The sequence below is a fragment of the Streptomyces sp. NBC_00080 genome (genome assembly GCF_045041255.1).
Lineage (GTDB): Bacteria > Actinomycetota > Actinomycetes > Streptomycetales > Streptomycetaceae > Streptomyces > Streptomyces coriariae.
The window spans coordinates 4340504-4359169 of the sequence record NZ_CP108235.1 but is presented as its reverse complement, the minus strand read 5'-3'; the positions used below and the strand labels follow the sequence as shown (position 1 = coordinate 4359169).

Genomic DNA, 18666 nt, shown 5'->3' with positions numbered 1-18666 from the left:
GCCGGGAGCCCGGTGGGGGACATCTTGTTCCGGTCGACGGTCCACGCCGAACGGCTCCGCTTCACGCAGGAACCCCGGACAGCCGTTCGCTTCCCCGGCACCGGGAAGCGAGAGTCGACGAGCCGCAGCGACCGGACCCGGCTACCGGACCCGGTCGTCCCCGGTCAGGAATACCAGGACGTCACCGTCGCCTACCACCTTGCGACCCGGCTCACCAGGGAACCGGAGGCCGGGCGGAGCGGTGACGACGACACGGACGGGTGATTCGCAGTGCCAACGGTCGCGGAGTCGGCAAAAGACGCGCGGCGGCAACGGTGGCTACCCCTCCCACCAAGGCGCCACCCAGGGCGGCTGCCTCGGTCCTGCTCTGATGGTCCGCAGACGTTCGTGGGCGTCCGCCGTTGTGCGTCTGCTTTGCCACTCCGCCGGACGGACATGAACCCGGGTGAACGCCCCGGCATCGGGCCGGCCAGACCTCGGTCGGACACTCACCCGCTCAACGGTCGGTCGCCGACCGGTGCGTTGTCAACGAGACCCGACGGCCGAACCCTCTTGAACGCCGGCGTCCGTCCCTGAAGTCGTCAGTCGGTATCAGTAGCCGAAGAAGTGGCGGGCCGCGTCTGTGACCTGCGGGCATGTAGTCGACCAACGCCGCGACCTGCGATCGGGCTGTCGACGGTTGTCAGCGTTGGGCGTTGTCGAGCACCCTCGTACGGCCCAGGCACGGCCCGACCGGGGGTGCTGCCGTGCGCGCCCCTCGATGCGAACTACGGGCAAGACGGTCGCCGAGGTCGCCGACGCTGGTCACGGGGCCATTGCCGACCACGGACGGACGCTCGCCGTAAACGAGGTGCCAGACCAGCGAGCGGCAACTGACGTGTGAGAGACGGGAAGAGACGGGCTGTCACATGCCTGTGACATGGGGCCGACGGTTCCGGAACGCATGACCCAATAACGTTGTTCTCGCTGGTCAGAGAGGCCGGCGCGTCAGAAGCCAAACCGCCAGGAGCCGTCATGCGCACCGCACTCCGTACCACCCTCGCCCTCCTCGCCCTCGTGGGTACGGCCACCGCTTCTGTCGTGACAGCCACTGCCGCCGACGCCGCCACCGCGACCCCGTCCTCCACGAGCAGCACCTGCGTTGCCACCAAGACCATCCCCTCCGCCTTCGGTGGCTGGAAGGTCAAGCTGGTCAACAGCGCCGACAGCGGCGCGTCCGCCAAGCTCCTCGACGAGAAGGGCCATGTCGTCTCGACCGTGGACCAGAGCAGGACCGTCGACTCGGCCAATGGTCTGCGGATCACCGGAGTGCTCAGCGCCAAGCCCGTCTTCGGACAGCGCAGCGAGGGTGGGTCCACCCCCTGGAAGTCCACCGCCTTCCCGGTGCTGTCCGCCGACTGCACGCAGAGCGGCAAGCTCGTGCGCACCCTGCGTCTCGACTCCCGTACGTCCGCGCAGATTTTCAAGGTCTCCGCCGGCCACTACCAGGCCCGCGTCTACCAGAGCGGCAAGCTGGTGCGGTTCATCGACGCGCACGGTCGCGCCGGCGCCGCCCTGTTCGGCAGCCGCACGCTCGTGCTGAACCCCGACGGCACGACCGTCACCTGGACCGGCGCCAAGACCGCCGCCAACCCGCGTCTCGGCCGCTACAAGCTTGCCAACGGTGCCATTGTGGAGCTCGTCAAGCGCGCGGGTGTCTACGGGGCGCAGCTGACCACCGGCCACGGCACGTTCCCCGTCGAATACGCCAAGGGTCGCCCGTCCGTCCAGCAGGACGACGTCACCCTGGTCGTCCTGGGCGCCGACGGCACCCTCAGTGGCTACGTATATGGCAAGGCCCAGAAGCCCCCGGTCTACCTGGGCGCCTGAGGCACCAGCGGCCCCTGACTTGTCTTTCCGGGCAGGTCAGGGGCCGTTGCCGTTGGCGAGATCACTTCGGCCGGCCAGCTCCACCGGTACAGCTGGGAGCATCTGGAGGACGAGCACGGCTTCCTCACAGACCAAGCGATCGACCCCGTGGAAGAGCCTCTGGAGACCATCCCGGCCGACGAGTTCCATCGGGTGTGGACTCGGTGAGCGCGCTGGACAGCCACTTCAGGAGAGAGGCTGGGGCGTAGGGGCGGTGACCTGGGTCTTCGATGACTGGTGTGACCCCCAGCAACTCAACCGCCAGGCACTCTCGTTGACCGTGGCTGCCCCCTGCATCTGGCACGGCAGTGGCACGAACCTCAGCCGACGACAGCCAGCCACGACGGCGGATGCGCCGGCCGACTGCGCGCGCGTGCGCCTCGCTCCCCGCGGCCCTCGACGTGCACCCCCGGATCGCCATGCAGATCCTTCGCCACTCCGAGATCGCGGTGAGGACGGAGGTCTACACCCACGTACCTTCCGCCGACACCCGCCGGGCGCTCCGCAAGCGCGGAAAGGCACTGGGCGGCGGCAGCAAGCAGAAGCAAGCAGAAGCAAGCAGAAGCAAGCAGAAGCAAGGAGGGGAAGGAAAAGAAGGGCAAGCGCGAGCAGCAGAAGCGAGCGGAAGAACAGGTGGCCAGGAACGGCCGGCAACAGTCGTAGCGGTTGCTGTACTCCGCTGCTGTACGCACGACAGAGGCCCATTCGCGATCAAGCGAATGGACCTCTGACCTGTGTCGGGGTGGCGGGATTTGAACCCACGACCTCTTCGTCCCGAAGCAACCTGGGTGGGGGTGCCGCCTTGGGCTGGTGTGCCTCTTACCTGCGCTGACGGTCCGCAGACGTTCGCGCTCGTCCGCCATTGTTCGTAGGCGTTGTCACGCAGTTAGACACTCAGCCTTGCTACTTCTGCCGTGTGGGAAACAACGGTGCAAGGGTGCTGACGGCTGTCCTACGATGAGTCTGCCTGCGTCGGTCGGCGCGCTGTAGACCCGCAGCACCGGCCCGTTGTGGAGGGGACCAGCCCGTTCGAGCCGGGCCAGGTGGGCTGACATCTGCTGAGCGGTTCGATACGGGGTTCGTCTACGCCTCAGGGTGGGGCCATGGAACGGGAACAGCTCGAACGGCTGCTGCGTGGTGGCGACGACACGTCGTCGGCCGCTCTGGCTGCACTCCGCGCCGACGCTTCATACGTCGTCTGGGACGGAACGACCTCACCCAAGTCACTCGCGACGGTCTACGGGCGCCGACTCCGTCACACCCTTCGGAGGGGCATCGAGACCTCCGGCTTGGCCCGGGCCGTGCAACGCCTCGACCTATGCAGCCAACCGGTTCGACTGGGGCAGATCAGGACTGCCGACGGATCGTGGATCTTCATGCTGTTTCTCGACGCGGACGGCAGCATGCTGGTGGCGTGCACTGGCGTTCGGCAATCCCAACCAGACTCGGCACGACCAGACACCTGCTGAACCCGCGCCCGGCCAACACGCTTTCCAACTGTGTTGGTGCCTCGCAGTGTCGCGTACAGGGCCGTTCACCTGCGTTCACGGACGGCCCGCTCGTGAGCTGCAGCCGACTCGTGGTCTCGCCTGAACGGCCGTGAACGGGGCTGAATGAGACGGAAACTGAGACGGAGCCCGCGCAGAACTCGGGTGACGGTTGGACGCGATCGGCGCTAGCGTGCGGCGGTGATCAGCAATGAGGGAATACGCCTGGGTGCGGAGGCCGCACATCGCCTGGCACAGACGGGACTCTATGAGTTCGAGGCGGGGCTGACGGAGGCCGAGTTCACGCGCATCGAGCGCGAGCACGGCTTCGAGTTCGCGGACGATCACCGAGCATTCCTTGCGGCCGGGCTCCCGACCAACGTCCCTCCCGAGGACGGGCAGACCTGGTCCAGGCCCTGGCCGGAGTGGCGCGGCGGCGATTTGGACAGCTTGCGTCGACAGCTCGACTGGCCGGTCGAAGGCGTTCTGCTCGACGTTGAGCACAACGCGTTCTGGTACGAGGGTTGGGGTGAGCGTCCAGCCAACGGAACAGCGGCACTGGATACGGCGCGGCGTCATCTGGCGGAGGTGCCAGTGATGGTGCCCGTGTATGCCCACCGATACCTGCCTGCCGGCCGGGGAAGCTTCGGGCATCCGGTGCTCTCGATGTGGCAGACCGACGTCATCTTTTACGGCCTGGACCTGGCCGACTACATGCACCAGGAGTTCGACGAGGCGCGGGGCGAGGTCGATGACAGCTGGAACCCGCAAGCGACGGCCCTCTTCTGGCGGGACCTTCTCTGACTCTTAGAGGAGCCCGGGCAGGCGGCGGACGCTCTCAGCTTGGGAAGCTCGTGTCTTCTGGCTTTGGTCGCCCCGCTGACCTGTGGCTAAGAGCGCTGGCACCCTGATGGACCGCCGCTTGATACCCCGCTGTTCCCCGCGGTTCCCCCCTGGATCTGGCACGCGTCTGGCACGACCTCTTTGTCCCGAACTATCGGCCGGGTGACCATTGCGGTCCAGGACGCTGGTCGCGGTGTCATCGACGGCCGTTGACAGCCACCTTCGGATGCGGTGGTTGCTGCAGTTCGTTGCTGTCCGACACCACCGCCGCATGGGCCCGAGCTGTACATCTGGCAAGGCAGCTTCGCTTATCCAGCCCGGCACGGGCACGGCTCCCGGTTCAGCCAGCGGGCAGGCGCAGGCCGTTGAGACCGAGCATCGTCCGCTCGGCGTAGCAAGGTTTGACTGCAGCGTAAACCACCACCGAAGATCTATATATGGACACGGAAAACGGAAATAGAGAAACGAAGGGGTCCAGTTCCACGGAAAGCTCGGATTCGCGAAGAGGACGCGCATCGTGGCAGCAATTTGCACTCGCTCGCATCCATGAATTGGAGGCTAGGGAGGAGGCCGCTCGATGTCAAGAGAATATCAGCGCCAAGACTGAGCGGCTACTGGATGGCGTGTCAAGGAATCTTGACTACGCCAAGGACGGTGCAGAGAGATCGAGGTCAATTCGTACAGGTCCTGCCTTAGAGCGAACTTGGAATCACATCTACGCAGCTCAAATCCTCCTGTTGGAGGTCGTGGAGAACGGTGATCTGCCCGCCTGGGGCTGGGAAATCCTTGCGATGGCCCGTCAGCATCTCGGCTCGACGGATCCGCGACGGATGCGGTTGGAAGAGATCCTTATCCAGCCAGAAGAAATGAAACCGCTAGCCCCAGAGGACAGAGAGATTGCTGTCCAGACTCTCAGGGCGGCGCAAGATGCTTCTTCCGTCGAGAAGATGCAGGCGCGCAGCTTCCGGGCCATTCTTGTGGCGACAACGATTATCTTGATGGCCGTAGCTGCAGGCCTTGCCGTCTTCGGCTACTTCCTCCCAAATGTGATGCAGATGTGCTTCCATACAGACACAATCGGCACGAAACTAATTTGCGCCGCTAGCGAGACACGTAAGCCTGGCCCCTACGATACGCTTGCAGTGGAAGTAATCGGTTTGGCGGCAGCAGCTCTCACTGCCGCCTTCACCATTCGTAAACTCGATGGCACGTCCACCCCGTACTCAATTCCCTTTTCACTTGCACTTCTCAAACTGCCAGCAGGAGCAATTTCGGCAGTGATTGGCCTCGAGTTGATCGCGTCTGGAATACTTCCAGGCGTAATCAGGCCGATCACTCGTGAAGATATCTTCGCTTGGGCGGTAATTTTTGGAGCCTCTCAGCAGATTCTAACCCGGTATATCGACGCAAAAGGGCGCGAGGTTCTCGACAATGTGCGAGGGTCGGAGTCCAAGCAGGCAGGATCTGAGACGACCTGAAGCCGGGCCGCAGGGCGGACAACTGCGCCGGAGCAACTTCCGGGGCGACCGAGGCAAAGGCTCGGAAAGCGGCGGGTGTCACGGCCGAACTGCACTTCCACGATCTTCGACACACGGGCAATACGCTGGCTTCGACGGCTAGCGAAAAAGGAGGTACAGGACGAAATATTCAGGATCATCCATGATGAGTGGCAACTTGGTGGGGTCGCCGCTCGTTGGTGGGTTCCAGAGCCAAGTGCCGAAACCGAGCGTCAGCAAGACCGAGAACAGTGAACGTCTTGATGCTCTGGCTCCCTACTCGCTTCCGCCGACAGGATTTGAAGCTGCGACACCCGCTTTAGGAGAGAGGCGGGGTGGGGGCGCCGACCGACCAGGCGCGCGTGTGTCTCGCTGTACCCCCACCGGCCTTCACCATGCTGCCAGTGCCGTCGACCAGAGGCAGCCGCGACGGCCGGCACGTGACGACGGTGCCTGAGCCCTCAGTTTGGGAAGCTGCGGGCATTTGGTGCTGGTCCGAGCGCTGACCTGGCTGAACGGCGGAGGTGTGGTCCCGCTGGGCTCTGTTGCTTTCACCGTGATTCCCCGGTGTTCCCCGCTCTATCTGGTGGCTTGTGGTGCGGGTGCTGAGGATCGATCTGGCACAGGGCGGGGCGTGCCTACTCACTCGTAGACGACTGCGGCACTCAGCGCACGAGCAAAGAGAGTCCAGTCGCCGTTGGCCGGCATCTCCTGGCCGAAGTTCCGGTACCAACTGGGGGAAGACCCGATCCAGGCGGTCAGCGCATCCAAGAAGCGGTCCAGGGTGGCGTTCTCCCACTGCTCGCCCCGCTCCACGAAGTCGTCCCGGAGCTGGGCGATGAAGGCCACCAGCTCTTCCCTGCTCGTGACTTCGTCCTCAGGACGGCCGGGCGGCAACTGCAACATGGCGACACCCTACCCATCACCCCAAGATCTCCGTCGATGTAGCTGCTACAGAAGCCCGTTCACGATCGCGTGAACGGCTCCTGACCTGTATCGGTGTGGCGGGATTTGAACCCACGACCTCTTCGTCCCGAAGCAACTTGGGTGAGGTTGCTTCCTTGGGCTGCGTGACTCTCACCTGCGCTGATGGTCCGCAGAGGTCCGCGCTCGTCCGCCGGTGTACGTCGGCGTTGTCACGCAGTTAGACACGCACCCGCTGCCGCGCGCGGGACAGGCCGGTTCGGGGACGCTGAACGCGGTCCTACGCTCAGTCTGCCCGGGTCGGCCGGCCCGCTGTAGACGAACAGCACCGGCCCGTTGTGGAGGCGCGAGCCCGTTTGAGCCGGGCCGGTGGAGTGGTAGTGCTGAAGCGGCCCGTTGCGGGCGTCGCCTGTGCCTGAGTCGGTGACAGTCAGTCAGGGTAGTGGGTGCGCCAGCGGGTCAAGTTCGTGAATGCCTTGCTGGCACCATCACCGAACCTTGGCCACGCTGTCCCAGTAGACGCCCAGAGCAAGCTATGCCGGCGGGACCGTCAGGCCACCTCAGTGCCCTTCGGTTGGGGTCTCGAAGCTCACAAGGTCAAGCAGGTAGAGGCAACCTCTACCTCCAACCGGCCGACGGTCCAGCTCACCCCGGGCAGCGTGCTCACCCTCGCCGCCGGTGGGGGAGCCCTGGTCCTGGTCGTCGGCGCTGTCCTGGTCTCCATGCTTCTCGCCGTGGCCATCACCGCCGCTTCCGTGGCCGTCTGTGCCGTCGTCATCCGCTCGATCCTCAAGAGCGACCGACGCTGACCTCATCTGCGCAGCATCCCGGCCTGCCCACACTGTCTAGCCCCCTACGCAGGCTGGGGTGCGCGTCCCGAACTTCCGCCCCAAGGAGGCACCCGCACATGCGCCCCGAGGCTCCCACCGGAGCCATCCGCCAGCTGGCAGCCCTCGCCCAGCACGGCGACCTCAGCACCCACGCACACCAGGTTCAGCGCCTTGGCGGCTGCGAGCGGCCCGTACGGATGGAGGGGTCCCGCCTCGACGTCCACGCGGCAACCGGCGAAATCGTCCGCGAAGTCGTCGACCGCGACCTTCCCGCCGGACAGCTCCTCATCCGCTGCAACAACCGCCGCGCGACCCGCTGCGCCGCCTGCGCCGAGGTCTACCGCAAGGACACGTACCACCTCGTCACGGCCGGCCTGAGCGGCGGCAAGGGAATCGGCCCAGCCGTCGCCCAACACCCCCGCGTCTTCGCAACCTTCACCGCCCCGTCCTTCGGCCCCGTCCACAACCGGCCCGGCGGCGGTCGCTGCCGCTGCGGACGCCTCCACCCGGACGACGACCCCGCCCTCGGCACCCCGCTGAACCCGGAGCGATACGACTACCGCGACGCCGTCCTGTGGAACGCACACGCCGGTGCCCTGTGGGCCCGCTTCACCACCTACCTACGCCAACAGATCGCCTCCCGTGCGAACGTCACCCGCTCCGAACTGCGCCACTGCCTCAAGCTCTCGTACGCCAAGGTCGCCGAGTACCAGCGACGCGGAGCCGTGCACTTCCATGCCGTGATCCGTCTCGACGGCCCGGAGGGTGCCGAGGACTCTCCGCCCGTCTGGGCCACGACAGAGCTCCTCGTCGACGCGATCCGCTCGGCCGTCCGGCTCGCCGAGACCCCCGGACCGACTCTCGACGACCGCGCCCACACCTTCCGCTTCGGCGAACAGCTCGACATCCGCCCCATCCGCTCCGCCGACTTCACCGGAACCACCGACCTGACCAGTCGGGCCGTCGCCGCATACATCGCCAAGTACGCCACCAAGGGAGCGGAAAGCGCGACCGGCACCCTTGACCGCCCGATCCGCAACCCCATCACCGACCTGATCGGCACCGACGTCACCGATCACGCCCGCCGGATGATCCTCACCTGCTGGCACCTCGGAGGACTGCCCGAACTCGAGGAACTCCGGCTGCGTAAGTGGGCCCACATGCTCGGCTTCCGCGGCCACTTCTCCACCAAGTCCCGCGCGTACTCGGTCACCCTCGGGGCCCTCCGCCAGGAACGCGCCGACCACAACGAAGCACTCACCCGTGAACGCGCGACCTTGGCCGGCCACCCTCTCCCAGACCCGGACACCGTCCTCGTCCTCTCTCACTGGCGCTTCGCCGGTACCGGCCTCACTGCCGCAGAAACCCTGTTCGCCGCCTCACGTACCCCCGCGCCCGACGGAGAAGGAGAAGCGACTCCATGACCACGGCCACGCTTCACCGCAAGTGGCACACGACGGCTGAGGTCGCCGAGATGCTCGGCTTCAGCCTGTCCAAGACGAAGATGCTCGTCCTCACCGGCGAGATCCGTTCCGTCAAGATCGGCCGCAACCGCCGCATCCTCCCGGCCTGGGTGGACGACTACGTGAACCGCTGCGCCGACGAATCCGAAAGGTGGTCCGCGTGAGCGGCAAGCGAGGCAATGGCGAAGGATCGATCTACGTCTACCGGAACGGCTACGCGGCCTACGCGTGGGTCACCACGCCGGAGGGCAACCGCAAGCGGAAGTACGTCTATGGACCGACGCGCAAGGACGTCCACGAGAAGTGGCTCAAGCTCCACAACGAAGCCAAGAAGGGGCCGGTCGCGACCAACACGCCGAGCCTTGCTCAGTACCTCGCGTACTGGCTCAAGGAAGTCGTGGAGCCCAACCTTCGGCCGCTGACCGCCGCCACGTACGAGACGACCGTGCGCCTCTACATCGTGCCGCTCCTCGGCTCCAAGCGACTGGACCGGCTGACCGTTCAGGACATGCGGAGCTGGCTCAACAAGCTCTCGGACACCTGCCAGTGCTGCGCCCAGGACAAGGACACCAAGCGGCCCGAGGAGCGGGGGCGGTGCTGTGCCAAGGGGGAGTGCTGCCGACAGACGCTCTCGAAGCGCTCGGTCAACGACGCCCGGACGATCCTCCGTAGCGCACTCACCAATGCCATGGTTGAGGAACGCATCTCGAAGAACGTCGCCCAGCTGGTCAAGGTCCAGCGGGCCCGGCGTAAGCGGCCTGAGCCCTGGTCGGTCGAGGAGGCATGCAGCTTCCTGGAGAACGCCCAGCTCTGGCGCGACTACCTGTACTGCGCCTACTCGCTGATTCTCGTCCTCGGCCTGCGCAAGGGGGAGGTGCTCGGCCTCACTTGGTCGGACGTGAACCTGGACACGGGGGAGCTGCATATCCGTCATCAGCTTCAGCGGGTCCGCCGGCGTCTCCTGCACACCGACACGGCCAAGACGGAGGCGTCGGAGGCTGTGCTCCCGCTGCCGGACATCTGCCTGGCCGCCCTCCGGCTCCGGCAGAAGGAACAGCAGGCGGCGAAGGAGCGGGCCGATGATCTCTGGACGGAATCGGACATGGTCTTCACCACCCGCTACGGCACCCCGGTCGAGCCGAGGAACTTCACCCGCGAGTTCGACCGCCGCTGCGAGCGCGCCGGCGTCCGCCGTATCCGCGTGCACGAGACCCGGCACACCTGCGCCTCGCTCCTGGCCGCACTCGACGTCCACCAGCGGATCGCGATGCAGATCCTTCGTCACTCCGAGATCGCGGTGACGATGGAGGTCTACACCCACGTGCCTTCCGCCGACACCCGCCGCGCTCTCCGCAAGCTCGGAAAGGCACTGGGAGGCGGCAGCAAGCAGAAGAAGGAGGAGGGGAAGGAAAAGAAGGGCAAGCGCAAGCAGCAGAAGAGGACGGAAGAGCAGGCGGCCAAGGAGGGCCAGCAAGAGTCATAGCGGTTGCTGTACTCCGCTGCTGTACGCACGACAGAGGCCCATTCACGATCACGTGAATGGGCCTCTGACCTGTGTCGGGGTGGCGGGATTTGAACCCACGACCTCTTCGTCCCGAATTAGGCTCTGGAAGATCGTCGACCTGAGACTCATGGCAAAGATGCAGGTCAGGGCATCGGGATGTATCGGTTTCCGGCGGCCCCCCGAGCCCTCTGTCTCAAGATCTTCTCCAGAGTTTCTCCACAGCGTTAGGCAAGGCTGCGGGGTGGGTTCGCTGCGCTGCCGTCCGCACACGCCATCCCTCTACGCTTAGGGCCGGGGCGCTCTCCACGCCCGTTCGGTGGCCTCACCCCAGCCACCTGGAGGATCGACCGCTTCGCTGGGTGCCGAGGTCCCGCCGTCTGCCTGATCATCCACCGCCACGTCCAACGCCTTTGTTAGGGACAGTTACTGCAGGCCGTTGCTCCACCTGCTGACCAGGCGTTCCCTGTGCGTGCACGTCGCTTGGGGGAATCCAGGCCCCCAGTGCGGCGGTCAACGAGTGCGTTCGCGGGCGCCCGAAGCCTGGGCGGTACATGTGGCCACGAGTGAGACCAGCCCTCCCCGATCCTTCGGCGGCTCGCTCAACAAGGCTTCCAACTAGACTAGTTGTGTACGATCATCGATACGTGATTTGCTGGACCTTGCGCTGTTCCTCAAGGCCCGGCATCGCCGCAATCCACCCTAACCAGCGCTCATGGCAGAGCTATGCGCTGAGAGGCTGGATATATCCATGGGTGGATACGCGTTCCGCATCCCCGAGCACGAAGTGACTTACGGGGTAAAGGTCAAGGTCTCCGACCTCAAGGTCGACCCTCAGGCTCAGAGGACACTCAATGAGCGGCGAGCACAGGGCATCGCCAACAGTTTGGTCCCTGAGGCACTCGGGACTGTGATCGTTTCGGAGCGACCCGGCGGCGAGCTCTACATCATCGACGGGCAGCACCGACGTCGTGCGTGCGAACTGGCGGGCATCCCCACCATCTTCGCGGAGATCCATCATGGGCTGTCGCAGGCACAGGAAGCCATCTTTTTCCTGATCAAGAACAAGGAATCACACAAGCCCCGGCCCATCGATGAATTCCACGTTGGGCTCACCGGTGGCGTTCCTCTGTTCGTGGACACCGATGGGATCCTCAAAGCGCACGGCTTGGCCCTCGGCTCGTCGTCTACGAACAGTGTGGGCGCCGTGTCCGGTGTGCTTCAGATCGTGGATCGGTATGGCGCCGAAGCCCTCGACCGCACGCTGACGGTCGCAGAGAAGGCTTGGGGGCGGTCCTCGGAGACGTGGGACGGCATGCTCCTCGGGGGCATCGGAATGTGTGTCGGGCGATGGGGTGATCTCATCGACGATGCGGAACTGGCTCGAAAGATGCTGGCCATGGGTACCGCGGCCAAATGGCGGTCTGAAATCCTCAGCCAGTCCTCGCGCGGCGGTTTCAACAACAGCGGTGCTGGGTCGCGGGTGACTACGGCGGGCCGCCTCGTCCTCCATGCGTGGAACAGGGGCCGCAAGCCCGAGAACCGCATCGAGGCGTAGCTCAACGACAGGTCGGCGCCCGTCACCAGGGCGAGAGTTCACCGGCTGGTCCCGAGCGCGCTTCACCGTCGCAATGCCTGTTCGCTCGAACCGCATGCGATGGTGGGATGCCCCGCCCAAGCGGGCCGCAGAACAGGCTCCTGTCAGCCCAAGGCGGCCGTCTGCCTCGTGCGGGTGGCGAACGCTTCGCGCATCATGCGTGACGTTCGACGTGTCTCTCGGCTGGCCGCCCGTCAGATAAGGGTCAGCATGCTTTTCCAGCTCTTCGAGGGGGCCACTGCGGAGGCCCTCGTCCCCATCGGTGTGGTCGGTGTGGTCTTCGCCGCTGTGGCCAGGATCGTGAAGAACCTGCCCACCGACTCGATCAACAAGTACATCGAACACCGCACGTCCAAGTACCAGATCATCGCTCGCGACACCAAAGGACGGGTAGCCAGTACACAGAAGCAGCGCCTGGTTTTCCTCGGCTTCGTCGTGGCATGCATCGCCGGTGTCTGCCTCTTCTTCATCTCGTCGACGAGCGGCGGCACCCCTCCGCCGGCCTCGCGCCCTGCGCCGATCTCCACTCCGGCTCCGACTTCGGCAAGGTGAGGCAACGCGCAGTTCACTGTCAGCATTTCTTGCGGCTTCAACCATGACCAGTGGCCGGAGCAGTAGGTAAGTCGGCAAGTGCACTCTGCGGCGCCCCGTCCCATCGAGACGGGGCGCCGGTGTATCGCTGTTGACACCTAGGGGAGGAAGTCACGGTCTCCCCCGCCGCCTCACAGTCCGGTTCGGTGGATGTAAGAGATTACGGTCAAGGTCTCCTCCTCGATGGTCCACGGCGAGGTGCAGTGGAGGACTCCACCAGTCGCGGTCACAGGCTCAACGGTGCGGTCCAGTTCGATGGAGTGGACGATCACAAGGGCGTTGTCCGGCGCGAACTTGCGCTGCCATTCGACCTCAGCCCGCGTCAGGATGATCTGGCTACCGTCGGACGTGGTCCCCTTCACCTCTACGTGACGCTTCTCGTCCCCACGCGCCAGGTGCAGGTCGTACGGCTTGCTGGCGCCGACGTCCTTCACGGTCCATCCCTGGGCCTCGAAGTGCTCCGTGGCGAGCAGGACGCTGCGCTTCTCGATGGCCCTGCGCTCGGCGGCGGTCAGGAGAAACCCTTGACCGCCCTTTCGGGCGCTCCTGCGGTTCGCGGTCGTCGCCGCACTCTGGGTAGCTTCTCGGACCTCCACCGGCAGATCGCCGGGAACGTAGGTTGCATCGTCCGCGGCCTTATAGAGGGGACCCAAGAGCCGCGCCATGAAGAGCAGATCTTCGCTCAGGACATCCGAGTTGGGGATGGCATCGCGCTGGTACTCGATGGCCACGACGTTGCCCGGCTCATAACCCTTGCCAAGCTTCGTGCGTGCATTGAGACGGATCTCTGTCAGCAAGTCAGCGCGCTCGTTGACGACTTGCTCGATGAGCGGGCGGGCCCAGTCGATGCGCTTCTTCAAGGCGGCAGGCTCGCGGGGCTTGAGCTCGCCGGCGATCCACTCGGTCGTGCCCTGGTTGAGCGACAGGTAGACGCGTTCACCGTCGCCGCTGAAGAGATAGACGACGTACCAGCCGTCGGTTGCGCTCGGAGTTCTGCTCTTCGAGTAGACGCGGGTCCATACGACTTCGGCCCTCTGGCCGGCCCCGTCCTTGCCCTCCACTCCTACGTCGTCGAGGGGTATCTCCATGGCTAGGGCGAGAGCCTCGGCATGCTCACGCAGCCAGTTGCGGATCTCGGTACGAACGATGAAGCCACGGCGCTGCATCTCTTCGGTGTTCTTCGCCTGCCATACCTTCTGAAGGCTGAGCACCTCACTCAAGAGTTCATCCACGCCCGAACAGTAGCCACGGGCACTGACATTGGGCTGTGCAAGTTGGCAGATCACTGCGGTTCGGGCCGGGTGGGCGGACCTGCCTACGACGTAGCTGCCAGCCCCGCGCGACGTTCCATCCGGACGTCTTGGAGGCACAGGCGACGATGCGGCGTGCTTCGTGTGGCTTGACGGCCTAGCCCGTAGATCGGCTAGGCCGTCGTGTTGCCGAGACGTCTGAGTGGGCGGCTACGAGGTGAACTCAACTGGAGCGATTCTGCCCGTCGATCTCTCGTGTGTAAGGCAGGTCGGGGGCTGGCTCGGGTTCAAGATGCAGTTCATCCTCACGAGCGCGCGCCCAGAACTGGCCTTCCAGTGAGAACTTGGGGCGCGCATCGTCAGAGGAGACAGGAACGAGACGGGTGGAGATCCACTCACCCTTGATCGGTACCGGCAAGTCGAGCGCGCGGGCGACGTGAGGGTGTGAGCCTTGGTGACCCAGCACGATGATGCCTTTCGGACGCAGCGCTATCCGTGCGTCGCGGGCTCGCTTCGGCGAGTCGTCCTGCTGGGCGACGGTCAACACGGTCTGTCGGCCAATGATCCGGTTTGGCACCTCGCGGAATAGGTGGTTCACCCGTTGCTGTCCCGACGCGGCTCGGCCCGCCTGTGATGTAGGGAGAATCCGCTCGCGTGTCTCGCGTTCCAGGTGAAGCAGCAGGTTCTTGGGCAGATCTGTCTGGAGCCCACCCCAGAGCCAGTGCACCTCAGACTTGGCGCCGTGGTCGAGCTTGCGCTTGTTGTCTCGGTTGTAGGCACGGACGCGGGCGCCGTTTGCATCCCGCTCCTGCTTCCAGCGCAAGCGCTCATCCGTGATTCGTACTATGCCCGCGGCCCACTGGTTCGTGTCGTCGTTCATCCAGGTCAGTACTGCAACATGGTCGGCACGACCACCACGCTCGCCGTGGTCAGCGCATCGATACATCTCCATCGGGATCTCCCAGCCGCCGAGATCCTTGGAGAACTTGCAGTCGATGTCGAGACCGGCGATGGACCAGTCGAGGTCGATGCCGTTCTCGATGTCGAACTCTTTGGTGAGGTTCACCTCGACGGCTGTGCCGAGATACGTCTTCTCGGTCTTCGTCAGGTGCTGGTACGCCCAGCGCCCCGTCCGCCGGCCATCGAGCAATTCGTCGAGGGAGTCGCGGAGGGCCCATCGGAAGCGCTCTCGCGCCTCCGGCTGGTTATAGAACCACTCCACGAACGGGGCAAGGTCATCGGGGACGTGCTGCGTAAGACCGGACTGGATCCGCCACTCGCGCGGCACCTTGCCCATGATCTCGCCCGGAGGATCCCAGGTACGGAACTTATTGCGGCGCGAGTGCTTCGCCGCCAACGCTCGCGACTCCTGCATGCCAGCCTGAGCGGCATCCTGCGGGAACGGCAGACCCATCTGTATCGTCACGCACTGAAGTCTGGCAGCACGCACTCAGCCGACTGCGACGAGCCCCACCACGGCAGGCGCGGCCGTCAATCAGCAATCAACGGGAGACGCATCCTCGACCGACTGGCGAACAGTCCACGTGTTAAGGCCTTGCAGCTTGTCCTCACTGGGGCTGGCCCAACCGAATGCGGCGCTGAGGACATGCATAGCCAACCGGGGAGGCACGGCGTTGCCGATCTGCTGACCGACGTCACGTCCGGACCATGGGTAGTTGGTCGGGAAGGTCTGAAGGCGGCCTGCTTCGGAGAAGGAGAAACGGTCGAGTTCGGAGCCATCCGGACCGACGACGCGGTTGCGGGAGATCTTCCCCGTGACTGTGGCGGAAGGCTCTTCGGATCGCCTACGACCGCGGGCTTTCGGGTCGCCCCCGGTGCCATAGTTGGAGATGACCTCGAAGGCGGTCGGTCGGTTGACCACGTCGGCCATTGTCCGCCACGGCAACAGGTTCGTGTCCCCGGAGTCTCGAGCGACGCCCTTGCGGTAAATGCGGTGGGTCGCTGATGGGAGCGTCACCGGATCCTTGCCGTACCGGGCGATCAGCACAGCCCGCCGACGGGTTTGCGGGACGCCGAATGCTTCGGTATGCAGGATGCCGCAGTCGACCTGATAGCCCTCCTCGACCAACGCCTCCCCGTATGCCTTCCACACCGGAAGTACGGCGGGCACCTGCTCAAGGACGATTGCTCGATAGGGACGGTCGAGTTTGTCGATGGCATCGAGCGCCCACATCAGCGGTTGCAGGACGAGCCCCGTCCGCTCGTCGTCCAGCTTGGCAAGATCCTTCTCGATCTCCTCGCGGTCCTCTCGGGCAACCAGCCGTTCGACAAACCTCAGAACTTCATCGAGGGCCCTGCGGCCCACGCCCGTTCCCGCGACGGTGAAGGTCTGGCACGGGGGTCCGCCGGCCAAAACATCGGCCTCGGGGAAATCGGAGGGCCCGTACAGACGAACGTCACCCTCGGCGGTCTCCAGGCCCGCGGCACGGCGGGTAGTGCACGCGGCCGAGTCCCATTCGACGCCCACCGTGGGGACACCAAGCTTCTCCGCTGCCACGTCGAGTCCGCCGGGGCCGGCGAAGAGGTCCACGATTTTGGTGGGCTGCACTTCGGTCTCCAGATGTGTCGTAACGGGGCGACGGTGCTCCGAGCTCGGTGAGCCCGGTTGCCCGCTCTGACTGTCGCTCGCTGGCGACCATGCAGCGTACCGCGGAGCACTGACAGCGAAGCCTCACGCACTTGGGGGGTCGTCACGGCATGACACGGACCTCCGGGCAGCGGCGAAGGATCCGGGGCCTGCCCCCGCCACCGGGCGAGAGCGTGAGCAGCTCACCTCGCTTCCTGCCACGACTGTCAGTGCACCCCTGTAGGCTGGCTTATTGATTCGAGCCCTCATCCGAGGGCCGGATTCCCTAAGCCTGGAGGCGGGATGATCGAATCGTTAGCAGCAGAGACCCATGCGGACTACGAGGCTCGGGTCACCAGCCTCGGTCTCCAGGGAGACGTGCTGCGTCAAGCGCTTGGAGCGAGCAACACGGAACGCGGACTGTGCTCGAAGGACCACGCAGCCAAGATCGCTCCCGGCATCTATGCGTACAACGGGCTCGTTACGAGCTTGAGCCGCCAACTGGACGGCGAGGACGACTGGCGTCGCGTCAACCTGGCTGGCGTCCTTCCCATCATGCTCAACTCCCGCACCCGGGTAGCCCTAGGCGTAGCGAGTGGCAGTCCGCTGACTGGCCAGAGGGCTGGGAGGCTACAACCCAGCTCGCGCTACCCCAAGGGTGAGCTCACCAAGAAGCTGGTAGAGCGCAATGTGCCACTTGGGCAGATCGCCCTTCTGGGTCGCTCAGCCTTCCAGGTGGAGGAAGAGGCAGACGAGCTGACCGGCTACAACCTCTGGCTCATGTTGGTCTACTTTGATCAAAAGAAGAAAGAGATCCGGCACGAAGTCTCGCTGCCCGAGCGCCTGAACGCCAAGGGGTACGTGAAGGACTGGTATGACCGCATCCTCCCACCTACTCCGTACTCAGTCGACGGTGAGGAGTTCGACTCCGTCGACAACGACCCCAACGACGGGTTCGGTCCGCCTAGCGAAGTTCCAGTCGAGAGGCGGAAGTCCTGACGATCTAGAAGGAAAGGTACCCAAATGTTCACGCCATCCCGGTTGACACTAGCTCGCAAGCGTCGCGGCATGACACTTGTCGAGCTTGGAAACCAGGTTGGCGTGAGCAGCCAAAGTATCTCGAACTACGAACACGATCGCCAGCAACCGTCACCACACACCCTAGAAAAAATCGCAGAGATTCTAGGTTTTCCGCTGTCATTCTTTGCAGCCCCCGAGATTGATGAAATCGATCCAGCATCCGTAAGCTTTCGCGCCCGAAGTAAGCTATCCGCCTACATTCGTGATGCGGCATTGTCAGAATCACGTCTAGCCGTGGAATTTAGCCACTGGATGGACGATCTATTCACCCTCCCAGCTCCGGACATCCCAACACCAGGAAGGAAGATGACTCCGGAGCTGAATGTCGAGTACCTTCGATCCGCTTGGAGTATGGGGGAAAGCGAGTCCATCAGGAACATGATCCACCTGGTCGAGGCTCATGGAGTTCGCGTATTTTCCCTCGCGCCAGAGTATAAAGAAGTGGACGCATTCTCGTTCTGGCGCGACGGGCGTCCATACATCTTCCTTAACACATTGAAGTCCGCAGCTCGTAGTCGATTCGACGTTGCCCACGAACTCGGACATCTCATGATGCACTGCGACGATGAGGCCGGGGTGAGGACGCGAGCAGCCGAAAAGGAGGCAGACGAATTCGCGTCTACCCTCTTGATGCCACGACGCAGCATCGCGGCACGAGTTCCAACGAGCCCGACCACAGATCAAATCATTAGATCGAGGAAGCACTGGAACGTATCAGCCCTAGCATTGACGTATCGTCTACACGCTCTAGGCAGGATCACGGAATGGCAGTATCGCCAATCTGTGATCGAATTGGGTCGGCTGGGATTCAGGACGGGAGAACCTGGCGACGGCTCCCGTGAGTCATCAATGCTTCTGCAAAAGGTGTTCAGCGCACTTTGGGCAGACGGCATCAGGCCGCTTCAGATTGCTGACCAGCTCAAGACCTCCATCGCAGAGTTGAACAGTTGGGTGTTCGGCCTGATGGCAACACCAACACCCGAACAGGAAATCCACCCTGCAAATCGACCAGCCCAACTAAGGCTAGTTTAGTAAGGTGCCGGTCTGAATTTTCCCCACCGCTCTCGGGGGCTCATCCAACCCGCGCCGCACTGTCGGGGCGCGCTCGC

Annotated in this window: 17 protein-coding genes; 13 read left to right on the top strand and 4 right to left on the bottom strand. The window is 64.4% G+C overall.

Going from position 1 to position 18666, the window contains the following annotated elements; translation table 11 throughout:
- Positions 1–12: 12 nt before the first annotated feature.
- The 5 genes from OHU34_RS19365 to OHU34_RS19345 all read left to right on the top strand — a co-directional run bounded on the left by OHU34_RS19365 (position 13) and on the right by OHU34_RS19345 (position 5716).
- Positions 13–264 carry a hypothetical protein gene (locus OHU34_RS19365; protein ID WP_142265442.1) on the top strand — a complete coding sequence of 84 codons (252 nt, stop codon included), beginning with the start codon at positions 13–15 and terminating at the stop codon, positions 262–264.
- Between the two features lie 750 nt (positions 265–1014).
- The gene (locus tag OHU34_RS19360) at positions 1015–1869 is read left to right on the top strand and encodes a hypothetical protein (RefSeq protein WP_142265443.1); all 855 of its coding nucleotides are present in this window, start codon (positions 1015–1017) and stop codon (positions 1867–1869) included.
- A gap of 1142 nt (positions 1870–3011) precedes the next feature.
- Positions 3012–3377 (top strand): hypothetical protein, encoded by a 366-nt coding sequence (locus OHU34_RS19355; protein ID WP_405767472.1) that lies wholly within the window; start codon positions 3012–3014, stop codon positions 3375–3377.
- 219 nt (positions 3378–3596) lie between these two features.
- On the top strand, positions 3597–4199 hold the full coding sequence (locus OHU34_RS19350) for a hypothetical protein (RefSeq protein WP_405767470.1): 603 nt from the start codon (positions 3597–3599) through the stop codon (positions 4197–4199).
- 476 nt (positions 4200–4675) lie between these two features.
- A complete protein-coding gene (locus OHU34_RS19345) occupies positions 4676–5716 on the top strand; it encodes a hypothetical protein (protein ID WP_405767468.1) in 1041 nt (346 codons plus the stop codon).
- Between the two features lie 660 nt (positions 5717–6376).
- On the opposite strand, the gene OHU34_RS19340 is transcribed toward OHU34_RS19345, so the two are convergent.
- Entirely contained in the window at positions 6377–6640 is a 264-nt protein-coding gene (locus OHU34_RS19340; protein WP_405767466.1) for a hypothetical protein, read from the bottom strand.
- A gap of 581 nt (positions 6641–7221) precedes the next feature.
- Here OHU34_RS19340 and OHU34_RS19335 point away from each other — a divergent pair.
- The 6 genes from OHU34_RS19335 to OHU34_RS19310 all read left to right on the top strand — a co-directional run bounded on the left by OHU34_RS19335 (position 7222) and on the right by OHU34_RS19310 (position 12601).
- Positions 7222–7467 carry a SpdD protein gene (locus OHU34_RS19335; protein WP_405767464.1) on the top strand — a complete coding sequence of 82 codons (246 nt, stop codon included), beginning with the start codon at positions 7222–7224 and terminating at the stop codon, positions 7465–7467.
- 98 nt (positions 7468–7565) lie between these two features.
- A complete protein-coding gene (locus tag OHU34_RS19330; protein ID WP_405767462.1) occupies positions 7566–8912 on the top strand; it encodes a replication initiator in 1347 nt (448 codons plus the stop codon).
- Positions 8909–9115: an excisionase family DNA-binding protein gene (locus tag OHU34_RS19325; protein WP_030795959.1), complete on the top strand. Its 207-nt coding sequence runs from the start codon at positions 8909–8911 to the stop codon at positions 9113–9115. Before OHU34_RS19330 ends, OHU34_RS19325 begins: the two co-directional genes overlap by 4 nt.
- Positions 9103–10434 carry a tyrosine recombinase XerC gene (gene xerC, locus OHU34_RS19320; RefSeq protein WP_405767459.1) on the top strand — a complete coding sequence of 444 codons (1332 nt, stop codon included), beginning with the start codon at positions 9103–9105 and terminating at the stop codon, positions 10432–10434. The genes OHU34_RS19325 and xerC overlap by 13 nt, the downstream gene beginning before the upstream one ends.
- Before the next feature lie 769 nt (positions 10435–11203).
- Positions 11204–12010 carry a DUF6551 family protein gene (locus OHU34_RS19315; protein WP_405767457.1) on the top strand — a complete coding sequence of 269 codons (807 nt, stop codon included), beginning with the start codon at positions 11204–11206 and terminating at the stop codon, positions 12008–12010.
- A 168-nt stretch (positions 12011–12178) separates the two neighbouring features.
- Positions 12179–12601, top strand: a complete 423-nt coding sequence (locus OHU34_RS19310) for a hypothetical protein (protein WP_405767454.1) — start codon at positions 12179–12181, stop codon at positions 12599–12601.
- Between the two features lie 170 nt (positions 12602–12771).
- Here OHU34_RS19310 and OHU34_RS19305 read toward each other — a convergent pair whose 3' ends face one another.
- The 3 genes from OHU34_RS19305 to OHU34_RS19295 form a co-directional block, all read right to left on the bottom strand.
- A complete protein-coding gene (locus OHU34_RS19305; RefSeq protein ID WP_405767452.1) occupies positions 12772–13872 on the bottom strand; it encodes an MrcB family domain-containing protein in 1101 nt (366 codons plus the stop codon).
- Positions 13873–14113: 241 nt separating this feature from the next.
- Entirely contained in the window at positions 14114–15316 is a 1203-nt protein-coding gene (locus tag OHU34_RS19300; protein WP_405767450.1) for a NaeI family type II restriction endonuclease, read from the bottom strand.
- 69 nt (positions 15317–15385) lie between these two features.
- Positions 15386–16459, bottom strand: coding sequence for a DNA cytosine methyltransferase (locus OHU34_RS19295; RefSeq protein WP_405767448.1), 1074 nt, complete (start codon positions 16457–16459; stop codon positions 15386–15388).
- Positions 16460–16780: 321 nt separating this feature from the next.
- On the opposite strand from OHU34_RS19295, the gene OHU34_RS19290 reads away from it, so the two are divergent.
- Both OHU34_RS19290 and OHU34_RS19285 read left to right on the top strand, forming a co-directional pair.
- Positions 16781–17476 carry a hypothetical protein gene (locus OHU34_RS19290; RefSeq protein ID WP_405767445.1) on the top strand — a complete coding sequence of 232 codons (696 nt, stop codon included), beginning with the start codon at positions 16781–16783 and terminating at the stop codon, positions 17474–17476.
- A gap of 24 nt (positions 17477–17500) precedes the next feature.
- Positions 17501–18589, top strand: a complete 1089-nt coding sequence (locus tag OHU34_RS19285) for a helix-turn-helix domain-containing protein (protein WP_405767443.1) — start codon at positions 17501–17503, stop codon at positions 18587–18589.
- The last annotated feature ends 77 nt before the right edge of the window (positions 18590–18666 follow it).

Bases quoted from the DNA above. Each gene is read 5' to 3' on its own strand.
- OHU34_RS19330 (WP_405767462.1), top strand. From the start codon at position 7,566: ATGCGCCCCGAGGCTCCCACCGGAGCCATCCGCCAGCTGGCAGCCCTC.
- OHU34_RS19360 (WP_142265443.1), top strand. From the start codon at position 1,015: ATGCGCACCGCACTCCGTACCACCCTCGCCCTCCTCGCCCTCGTGGGT.
- OHU34_RS19325 (WP_030795959.1), top strand. From the start codon at position 8,909: ATGACCACGGCCACGCTTCACCGCAAGTGGCACACGACGGCTGAGGTC.
- OHU34_RS19315 (WP_405767457.1), top strand. From the start codon at position 11,204: ATGGGTGGATACGCGTTCCGCATCCCCGAGCACGAAGTGACTTACGGG.
- OHU34_RS19340 (WP_405767466.1), bottom strand. From the start codon at position 6,640: ATGTTGCAGTTGCCGCCCGGCCGTCCTGAGGACGAAGTCACGAGCAGG.
- OHU34_RS19355 (WP_405767472.1), top strand. From the start codon at position 3,012: ATGGAACGGGAACAGCTCGAACGGCTGCTGCGTGGTGGCGACGACACG.
- OHU34_RS19345 (WP_405767468.1), top strand. From the start codon at position 4,676: ATGGACACGGAAAACGGAAATAGAGAAACGAAGGGGTCCAGTTCCACG.
- OHU34_RS19285 (WP_405767443.1), top strand. From the start codon at position 17,501: ATGTTCACGCCATCCCGGTTGACACTAGCTCGCAAGCGTCGCGGCATG.
- OHU34_RS19290 (WP_405767445.1), top strand. From the start codon at position 16,781: ATGATCGAATCGTTAGCAGCAGAGACCCATGCGGACTACGAGGCTCGG.